Origin of the sequence: Photorhabdus sp. RM322S, assembly GCF_042879395.1 — a bacterium.
GTDB lineage: Bacteria > Pseudomonadota > Gammaproteobacteria > Enterobacterales > Enterobacteriaceae > Photorhabdus > Photorhabdus khanii.
In genome coordinates this window covers 1-9,918 of the sequence record NZ_JBHFKW010000070.1, presented here as the reverse complement: position 1 = coordinate 9,918, position 9,918 = coordinate 1, and the positions used below count along the sequence as shown (strand labels likewise).

Sequence of the window (9,918 nt, the reverse complement as noted above, 5' to 3'; positions counted from 1 at the left end):
TCTCTTAAACGCAGCAGCAGTGGGGGGGGGGGTGGTGCCTGCGCCTGTACGCCGACACCGAGGGGCCTGCCCTCATCTCTTGTGTTGCATAGCTGCACGGGGACTTACGTCCCCGGTGCATGCCTTCGTGGCACACCATCATCCGCATAGCGCTCAAAGACAGTTTCTGGATGATGGCGGGTAAGCCAGGTATCCAGAGCATAATGCAGGAAAAGGTTCGCAAGCAAAGGACTAATAACGCCACCCTGTGGCGTTCCTTTATCTCTTGTTTCCTCCGTCCCATCTTCAAGTAACGCTGGCACCTTGAGCCACCTGTTGATGTACAGCCTGATCCATTCACTGTTCGTGTGCTTTTCAACAGCTTTCATCATCAGTTCATGGTCAATGTTGTCAAAGAATCCTTTAATATCCAGATCAATGACCCAGTTGTACTTCCAGCAACGACGCCATGCTTCCCGTACAGCATCGATGGCTGACTTACCGGGTCGATAACCATAAGAATCTGGATGAAATAAGGGATCCAGCTTCGGTTCCAATACCATTTTGGCTACCATCTGGGCGACCCGATCACCAACAGTGGGTACCCCCAGAGGTCTCGTGCCTCCATTGTCTTTGGGTATTTCCACCCGCCTTACTGATGGTGGGAAATAGCTACCAGATGACAATCGTGTCAACCACAATGTAGCCGGGACGCATTTGACACTGCGTCAGTGCAGGCACCCGCCAACACTGAAGATTAAAATGCAGCCTTCCGGAGAGGACTCGCGATGCGTAGTGCGTCATAACACGGGTATGGTGGAGTTCCTGAAAAAATATGCCCAGGAAATGTGGCTACCGGTTCAGATAATGTCACCGATCGGCCGCAGTCTGCATCTGGAATGGAACGACCGACAGGGGACTTACCTGCTGACCCGTATCACTGGTGAGGCAGGTAACGTATTGTGTCAGTTTGATTATGACTCTTACCCTTCTATCACGATTTGGCCGGATACCTCCGAAACTCTGACCTTTAACCTGTTGAAGACCAACGGCTACCTGCGCGAGATTAAAAATATCAGCCAGCCGGCCACACCGCTCACTTGGTCGTTGGAGTATGCCCAGCAAATAATATTTCCCGGCAATGTCAATCCGCTTTCGCATCTTGTGACACCGGCTGGGTTGACCCAAAAGGTGGACTATGCAGCCAAACGGATGCGTTACAACACCAGTCACGGTCAGGGTGGACTGCCGGCGGTAACCCGGAGTTTACTATCCCCTGGGCTGAAGCAACCCCTGTTGCAGATAACTTACCGTTACGACGGTAACAACTACCTGGGGCATGGGGCGCAGTTTCAGGATTTTGATGAAAACGATGATAACCTTTTTTCTGTGCCAGGCAATCATTATACCTACTGGACCGAAGAGCGAGTGCACCATCCCGATGGCGGCGAGCAGGTTACCCGGCGCACCTATAACAAATTCCATTTGCTGACGGAGGAGCGATTTACCCAAGGGGATTGCACCCACACCAAAACCACCCACTATCATGCCGATGAAAATAAGCCGTTTTCGCAACAACCAGCGATCTATCAGTTTCCGAAACAAAACCTGTCGCATTGGCAAAAAGGAAGCACTGCCTCTCCGATGTTGTCGACGTCAATGGAATACGATGAACAGGGCCACCAGACATGCCAGATCGCAGCAAATGGCACCATGGTGAAGATGCAATGGTACCCGGCTATCGGTGAATCCGGTAGGTGTCCGGCTGACCCCGGGGGTTTTTCGTGCTTAATCAAGAGCCGTACCGTATACCCGCTTCAGACATTCAAGGATGAACCGATTACCCGGGTTGAATACACTTATATCGATATCGCCGAAAAGGCGAAACATCGCCGTCAGGCGGTTATCATGCCACTGACGGAAACGCATTTTCTGTATTCACGGGAAAGTGAAGCACATCTGGTGAGGCAGAACATTACCTATGCCTACTATTGTGACGATGTGTCGGCCGGCAACTTTGGGCGTCTCAAACGGAAAACCACCACTTTCCGCAATGACAGCGCGCCGGTGCATCCTTATGTGCAGCACACGGACTATGCCTTTGCTTTCAACAGCCATCGGTTAACTCGCACGGTGACATTGACCACCCAAGCCAATGCCGCCGACCCAGACTACGGCGGGATGACACGAATTACGTCAGATTCCGTGTCCACGCTCAGCGGCCTCGTGCAAACCCAAACGGACAGTGCGGGAAGTACCCTCCAAAACTATTTTAATGCACTGGGGCATCAGACCGGCACGGTACTGCACTCGGATGAGGCCGAGTATCGCCAGGAGACACGGATTGACTGGCAACCTGCCAGTACCTCGTCGCCTGCCCAAGTCACGAAAACCGACCCTTTGGGTAATCGGATACGGATATCTCATGATGCGTTGGAGCAGATTCTGGCGTTTGAAATTCAGGACAGTGACGGCCCGGCGTCAGCCCGTGACGTGTGGCATACGGCGTTGCAGCATACCCTAGATTCATGGGGAAGGGTCACGGAAAGCGTGCAGACAGATTGTCTGCGGACTCCTGGAACCGATATTGTCGCTCCTGCTCCACTGAAGGAGCGAATCGAGATCCGAACAGCCCTGACTTATGACTATTGGGGACAGGTCAGCACAATTACCGGCAGTGACGGGATTGTGCACCATAGCCTGGCGGACCCGATAGCCTGTACCGTGACGCACTGGACCACCGACCGAACCGGCAAGGACACGGCCCATATTGTCACCTACCACCACAAGTACACGCATCAGGTGATGAAAATGGAAGTGTTTGAGTCTGCAGACGCTTTGACACATAACACTCCTTATAGTATTAGTCACCAAGAATGGGATGGGGCCGGACGTTTACGCACCGTCACCGATGCGTTGGGGCGTGTCATCCGTTATAAATACGATGTGTTTGGGCGACCGTTGCGTACGGTCTTGGCGGACAAAACCCAGATTATCCGGCGCTATGCCCGCTTCAGTAGTGCCCCCCTGCCCGTTGCGGTGGCCGTGATGGCACCAGGCGAGACGGCAGAAACGGTGCTGGGTGAACAGCGGTTCGATGCGCTGGGGCGTCCGGTCAGCATGACTGTCGGGGGACGGACCACCACGTATACCCATGAGCTTAATCCGAAAGCTCGCCCCAACAAAAACAGCATCACCGTACCGGATGGAGCGACACAAGATTACCTGAGCGAGCCACGTCTGGGGGGGGGCACTGACGGCGGTCACGGCGACGCAGCCGGATGGTAAAAAAGTGCATAAAACGTACCGTTATACGCCGAAAACCGGCCATCTGCTTGATGCGACAGAAGGGAATTCGGTGGTGACGGCGTTGTACGCGCCGTCAGGGAATGCGGCAGGGGCGACTACGAGTCTGCACGGTAGCAAGGCGCTGTCCACGCGCCGTCTATATTCTCTGGCGGGACGACTGCAGCAGGAGCTCCGCGGTGACGGCAGTTGCTGGACTTACAGCTATGCCACTTCCGGAAATGAGGTCGGCCTGCCGACCCAGATGACGGACGGCAAGACGGTGAAGGTAGTGTTTGGCTATGACGGCCTGAACCGCGTTGCCCAAACGGTGGCAACGGCCCTGCAGTCCAGACATGTACTGAAAACCGACATCAAGCGCGATGCCTTCGGCCGGGAGGTGAAGCGTACTTTTAACAGCAATGCCCAAGACGCCCGTATATTGCTACAGGAGTATGATGTGGTCGGTCGCGTGGTCAGACGCACCCTACACAAGGGAAACCATCAGGGGGAGGTGCTGACGGATGAGCAATTCACGTATGACCTACGCAGTCGCCTGAGTGACTATCGGGTCAGTGGCAATCTGCTGCCCAAAGATGCGTATGGTAACGCGATAGTGCGGCAAACCTTCATGGCAGACGCACTGGACAATATCACAGTATGTGTCACGACGTTGCAGACGGGGGAGAGCAATACCGCCACCCATCACTATAAAAATGCAAAAGACCCCTGCCAACTGAGCTATGTAACAAATACACTGACTTCTAGGGGGTATCCGTCGAAGGTCCCACTACTGTACGATGGGGCGGGACGCTTGGTCAGAGATGAGGTGGGCCGGACACTGCGTTACGATGCGCTTGGACGCCTGAGTCGGGTGGAAAGTGCAAAGTACGGCAGCGGTGACTACGGCTACGATGCCTTTGATCGCCTGGCCTGGCAACAGGGAGACGACACCCGGCTCCTGCATCGGCTGTACTATGACAACAGCACGCTGACCAATGAATGGGTCGGCGCACCGGGACAAAACCAACAAGCGGACACTGTTATCCGGTATCTGGGCACGGTGGCCCAGACCATGCTGGAGTCGCGCGGGGAAGAAACGCTGCTGCTGGGAACCGACCAGAAACAAAGCGTGATGGCGGTCTGTCGCGAGACCCTAACCGACCAGACATATACCCCGTATGGTCTGAACAGGCCCTCCGACAGTGCTAAATCCCGCGCGGTCAAGGGATACAATGGAGAGCGGTGTGACCCGATAACCGGCACCACGCATCTGGGGAATGGCTATCGAGCCTATAATCCGGTGCTGATGCGCTTTCACTGTCCGGACAGCTGGAGCCCGTTTGGCAAGGGAGGTCTTAATCCGTATGCCTACTGCGGAGGCGACCCAGTCAATCACGCGGACCCGAGCGGTCATGTTAACTGGTGGAGCGTGGGGTTCGGGATTTTTGGGATTGTCGCGGGTCTTGCGTTAATCCCATTTACTGGCGGTGCATCACTGGTACTGGTCGTCACCATCACAGCATCGGCAGTAATATCCAGTACACTCGATATTGCCAGTGGTGTGCTTGAGGATAGCCATCCGGAGCTGAGTCGTAATTTGGGAATTGCAGCGGTGGTTATCGGTATCCCGGCCATGGTAGACGGAGTTCATGGGCTATATCGAATGGGTAGAGTGGGGGTGACACTAGTGCGTGAAGCTCCGACGTTACTACGTCAGGCTAATGAACTGTACAATGGGGGAGTAAAAAATCTACTGAAAGCAAATCGATTAGCTATGACTAACACGCCGACACAAATAACCACATGGGGGAGAAATATTAGAAATGCCCAAGTTATTGGTATTACCGAAAGTATTGGTTCAGCTGGCGCGCACGATCTTCCCTTTGGTGCACCGCATAACCATATAAATCTTCCCGGACGCGATGATAACTGCGCTTTTTGTACACTTGGCCACATTCTTAATAAAAGTTCCACCGAGATTTCTGCCATCACTGGGTATCAAGAAGGTTTAGTCAGCCATAACCAGATCTCAGAGATGATGCTTAGAACTAGGCTGAGTCGAACTGGTAGCTCACACGATATACGTAATGACCTTGAGATGAGTGAGTATTTGAGCAAAAATGCAGCGCGTGATCATTATGCTGTTGCGCTCTTCAACAAAACAAAGGTCGGCTATCAACAGGGCAGCTATCCACAGGGCTGCTGCTATCCACAGGGCAACTATCACGTTGTTCACGGATATAATGCTGGAGGGCAGTTTATCTTGTACGATGCCCAACAAGTAAGGACAATTCCTTGGAGGGAAGCGACTCAACATTATCCGTTTGTGGTTTGGAGAGCTCCAGCCGAGGAGATCGGAGATCTCTTGCAGAAATAGAGCCAATGGAGTGAAACCGGCAAGATGGCGGGCAGTGTCTGGCTGAGATTTGGGGGTATTTTGTGACTGTCGGTAATCCAGTCACGGAAAGAGGTAAAAGGTAAGCGGCTCATTTGAACCGTATTGACGATTAGATATTGGTAAGGTTGAGTTTCCAGGGAAGCAGCTCATGTACCTTGTTTGATGGCCAGTCAGCTATATGGCTGATGACGTACCGCAACCACGCTTCCGGGTCTACACCATTAAGCCGGCAGGTGCCGATTAATGAGTACAGGATGGCCGCCCGCTCACCTCCGCTGTCAGAGCCCGCGAACAGCCAGTTTTTTCGCCCAACAGCGACGCAACGCAGGGCGTTTTCTGCGATATTATTGTCGATCTCCACCCAGCCGTTACGGCAGTACTCGTTCAGACTGTCCCATAACTTCAGCATGTAGGCGAACGCCTTCGCTGTCTCCGAGTGCCGCGACAGCGTTGCCATCTGCTGCTGTATCCAGTCGAACAACAACTGCATCAGCGGAGCGCTGCGCTCTTTTCTTAATGCCCGTCGTTCTTCTGCCGGGCTACCCCGGATTTCTGCTTCTATGGCATATAACTCACCTATCCGCTTCAGGGCTTCCGTCGTGACGGCTGTTGGCGAACGAACGTGAACGTCATGGATTTTACGCCGGGCATGCGCCATGCAGGCGGCCTCAGTGATATTCCCTGTTTCATACAACGCCCGGTATCCACCATAAGCATCTGCCTGGAGAACACCGCTGTAACCTGCCAGATGCTGTTGCGGGTGAACGCCTTTGCGATCGGCTGAGTACGCGAACCACACGGCCGGCGGCATGACTGAGCCTGCATTTCTGTCATCGCGGACGTACCCCCACAGGCGGCCGGTCCGGGTTTTACCGCTTCCTGGCTCCTGAACGGGCACGGGGATATCATCGCCATGGACTTTGCCCGGCATCAGAACATACTGGCGTAACACATCGTACAAGGGTTCAAGAAGTTCACTCACCGCCCCGGACCAGCGACCCAGCGTGGCACGGCTTAACGCCACGCCCTGTCGGTTGTATATCTCCGACTGACGGTACAGCGGCATAGGCTCTGCAAACTTTGCGGTCACGATCCGCGCCAGTAGTCCAGGCCCCGCATAACTGCGTTCAATGGGTTTGGACGGCATGGGAGACTGGACTATACCGTCACACCGACCACAGGCCAGCTTGGGGCGTTGTGTTTCGATCACTTTAAAGGCGCTGCTGATGATCTCGAGTTGTTCTGAGATATCGCAACCCAGCGCATGCAGTTCCCCGCCACATTCAGGGCAGCTTTTTTCTGCCGGAGGGAGCGACTGTATTTCGCGGGGCAGAGTGGCGGGTAACGGTTTTCGTGACGAGGACTGCCGCAGCACAGGAGGCAGTGCCGGGTCGGGTTGTTCACCCTGGATGTCGGCCATTTCTTCCTGAAGGTGACTGATGTGCTCCTGCACTTCGCGTATCTGTCGTTCAGTCTTCTGCCGTATTTTTTCTGAACGCTGGCCGAACTGCATACGTTGCAGTTTTACCACCAGGGCTTTCAGTCGGCTAATTTCGCTGGCATAAGAGGCCACCCGCTGGGACAGCAGGCGATTGTTTTCTGCCAGTATTTCGTTAGCTGCCATCTGCTCACGCAGCAGCACTTTCAGCTGGGCGATATTATCAGGGAATGAGGGAGTCATTCCCTCACTTTACCGCAAGTTATATCCGTATGCCAGAGCGTTCCATCCGCTGCGGATGTTTCCAGTTTATGCCTTCAAGCAGCATGGACAGTTGGGCGGGAGTCAGATGGATTTTACCCTCACGGGTCACCGGCCAGACGAAGTGCCCACGCTCAAGCCGTTTGGTAAACAGGCACAACCCATCGGCATCAGCCCACAGTATCTTAAGCATATCACCCCGACGACCGCGAAAGATGAAGACCTGCCCGGAGAACGGATTATCTTTCAGTGCGTTCTGCACCTTTGAGGCCAGGCCGTTGAACCCGTTGCGCATATCAGTGATGCCTGCCACGATCCAGATACGTGTGCCTGCTGGCAATATGTTCATTAGACACCCCCCTTCATTTCACTGATCAGCATACGCAGAAGTTCGGGAGTCAGTTCACCCCGGATGCGCAGTATGCCGGAGGGAAGCTCCAGTTCACAGCAAGGCTCCCTGTCTGCGGGTTGCTGCATAGCGGGGCTCGGCGGTTTAACAGGCACAGTGATTTCAGACAGTGTAACGGGCAGGAGCAATGAACTGTCATCCCGGGGACACAGAAGTCCGCGTTTATAAAGGTGACGCCAGTTAAACAACAGGTTGTCGTTGATGCCGTGTTCACGCGCCAGTTGTGCGACATTGGAGCCAGGTTGCAGTGATTTTTCGGCCAGGGAGATTTTAAACGCGAGTGGAAAATTCGGGCGGCGTGACCGCTTGCGTACAACGGGCTCATCCGCTAAAACCGGCTCAGGGATATCAAGCCTGACGGCATGGGTACGTCCGGGGTAAAGCTGCGATTCGAGCTTGTCGGAGGTCATGTTATCAGGCAACGGCCAGCTAATTCCCTGCTTTTTGAAGCGAACAAAGAGATCGCAAATGGTACTTTTGGGGATCCCAAGCCGACGACCAACATCGAGCCTGGATAGGTGTTCATCAAAATGTAAGCGCAGTGCGTCGAGGAGCAGTGTCCGATATTTCATAGCGATAGTGTCCATTAGAAATGATGGACATTATTTTCCCCGAACCGGAGGTATACCGATAGACGGTCTAAATGAGCCGTTTACGACCGGACGGGCAATACAGTTGCTTGAAGAACATGGTGTGGAGACGGTTCAGGGGTTGATTAAAAGTCCCAAAGGCTTGCTTCGTAAACAGACCGTCAATCGCTGGCTTTCCCGCTGGCGTCTCGACCAGCCCCGCCTGTTACGGGAGCCTCCGGCGGTAAGATTTCAGGCTGAAAGCAGCAATGACTGCTGGCAGTTTGATATGTCACAATCCGATCTCAAACATATTGAACGGCCTGACTGGGTGGATCCTGCCCGGGGCGAACCTACTTTGATGTTGTTCAGAGTGGTGGATGACCGGAGCGGCGTTGCTTACCAGGAATACCGGTGTGTGTACGGTGAGGATGCGGAATCAGCGCTGCGTTTTCTCTTTAACGCCATGGCGCCAAAGGCCAGAGCTGACTTTCCTTTTCAGGGCCGCCCGAAAATGTTGTACCTCGATAACGGTCCGGTGGCTAAAAGCCATGTATTCCAGAATGTGATGCAGTCCCTGAAGGTCGACTGGCTGACGCATACACCGGCAGGAAAGGATGGCACCCGGACGACGGCCCGGTCCAAAGGCAAAGTCGAGCGCCCATTCCGGACCGTCAAAGAGGCACATGAAACCCTGTATCACTTCCATAAGCCGGAGACGGAGCTGCAGGCCAACGAATGGCTCTGGAACTATCTGAGTCGTTATAACGCGCAGCGTCACCGCAGCGAGAAGCACTCCCGACTGGAGGACTGGCTGGAAAATATCCCCCGGGACGGTGTGAGGGATATGTGCAGCTGGGAACAATACTGTCGGTTCGCCCGGGAGCCTGAGTCCCGCAAGGTGGGTGTTGATGCGCGGGTAACGATAGACGGCACTGCATGGGAAGTTGAACCGGATATGGCGGGTGAAAACGTCATTCTGCTGTGGGGGCTGTTTGACGACGAGATGTATGTGGAGTTTACCGGTGAAACGTGGGGACCCTATTATCCGGTGTCGGGGCCTGTGCCGTTACACCGTTACCGGACGTTCAGGCGCGGTAACGCGGCTGAACGAGCCGATCGTATCCATGCTCTGGCCAGACAGCTGAACATCCCCATCAGCGCATTGTCCGGCAGCGATCTTCGCGTGGTCAGTGATGGCACTCAGCAGCGCATTGATGAACTGCCGCATCAGCCCTTTGATACCCGGAAATTTGAATACCACTTTCCCAACATTATCGCGGCAAAACTGGCTGTTGCCGACGACCTGGCAACACCACTGGCCAGAATGTCGGATGAAGACCGGGCGTTTATCGACAGTATTCTGACTGAGACGCTTAACCGTAGTGAAGTACTCGCCCGCATCAGAGATTATTTTCGTAAAAGACAATCAGGAGAAGACCATGCGGGTTGAAGTAATGGAGCATTATGGACTGACGCAGTCTGTTGAACGGGCGGGTTATGTCGGATCATAAGGGGTCGCATTGGCTCTGATCTTGATGTGGCGGACGATCGGGGTACTCGCCATTGAGAACAG

5 protein-coding genes and 3 pseudogenes are annotated in these 9,918 nt (G+C 54.2%); 4 read left to right on the top strand and 4 right to left on the bottom strand.

Annotation, left to right across the window (positions count from 1 at the left end; all coding sequences use genetic code 11):
* Window positions 1-131: 131 nt before the first annotated feature.
* A pseudogene (locus ACGF63_RS21735) lies at window positions 132-680 on the bottom strand (reverse transcriptase domain-containing protein); the annotation flags it as partial.
* A gap of 94 nt (window positions 681-774) precedes the next feature.
* On the opposite strand from ACGF63_RS21735, the gene ACGF63_RS21730 reads away from it, so the two are divergent.
* Window positions 775-3,267 (top strand): RHS repeat domain-containing protein, encoded by a 2,493-nt coding sequence (locus ACGF63_RS21730; RefSeq protein WP_387633154.1) that lies wholly within the window; start codon window positions 775-777, stop codon window positions 3,265-3,267.
* Between the two features lie 4 nt (window positions 3,268-3,271).
* Complete coding sequence (locus ACGF63_RS21725) at window positions 3,272-5,644, top strand: RHS repeat-associated core domain-containing protein (RefSeq protein ID WP_387633152.1); 2,373 nt, start codon at window positions 3,272-3,274, stop codon at window positions 5,642-5,644.
* 130 nt (window positions 5,645-5,774) lie between these two features.
* Here the strand turns inward: ACGF63_RS21725 and tnpC are convergent, their stop codons facing one another.
* From tnpC to tnpA, 3 genes are read right to left on the bottom strand one after another with little or no spacing between them, the layout of a single operon-like run.
* On the bottom strand, window positions 5,775-7,346 hold the full coding sequence (tnpC, locus tag ACGF63_RS21720) for an IS66 family transposase (protein ID WP_387633151.1): 1,572 nt from the start codon (window positions 7,344-7,346) through the stop codon (window positions 5,775-5,777).
* Window positions 7,347-7,365: 19 nt separating this feature from the next.
* Window positions 7,366-7,713: an IS66 family insertion sequence element accessory protein TnpB gene (gene tnpB, locus ACGF63_RS21715; protein ID WP_166291647.1), complete on the bottom strand. Its 348-nt coding sequence runs from the start codon at window positions 7,711-7,713 to the stop codon at window positions 7,366-7,368.
* Entirely contained in the window at window positions 7,713-8,345 is a 633-nt protein-coding gene (gene tnpA / locus ACGF63_RS21710; RefSeq protein ID WP_387633149.1) for an IS66-like element accessory protein TnpA, read from the bottom strand. The genes tnpB and tnpA overlap by 1 nt, the downstream gene beginning before the upstream one ends.
* Window positions 8,346-8,427: 82 nt before the next feature.
* Between tnpA and ACGF63_RS21705 the strand changes: the two are divergent.
* A pseudogene (locus ACGF63_RS21705) lies at window positions 8,428-9,795 on the top strand (IS481 family transposase); the annotation flags it as partial.
* Window positions 9,752-9,844 (top strand): annotated as a pseudogene (locus tag ACGF63_RS21700) (hypothetical protein); the annotation flags it as partial. The pseudogenes ACGF63_RS21705 and ACGF63_RS21700, both read left to right, overlap by 44 nt.
* Between the last annotated feature and the right edge of the window lie 74 nt (window positions 9,845-9,918).

Bases quoted from the DNA above. Each gene is read 5' to 3' on its own strand.
- tnpB (WP_166291647.1), bottom strand. From the start codon at position 7,713: ATGAACATATTGCCAGCAGGCACACGTATCTGGATCGTGGCAGGCATC.
- tnpC (WP_387633151.1), bottom strand. From the start codon at position 7,346: ATGACTCCCTCATTCCCTGATAATATCGCCCAGCTGAAAGTGCTGCTG.
- tnpA (WP_387633149.1), bottom strand. From the start codon at position 8,345: ATGAAATATCGGACACTGCTCCTCGACGCACTGCGCTTACATTTTGAT.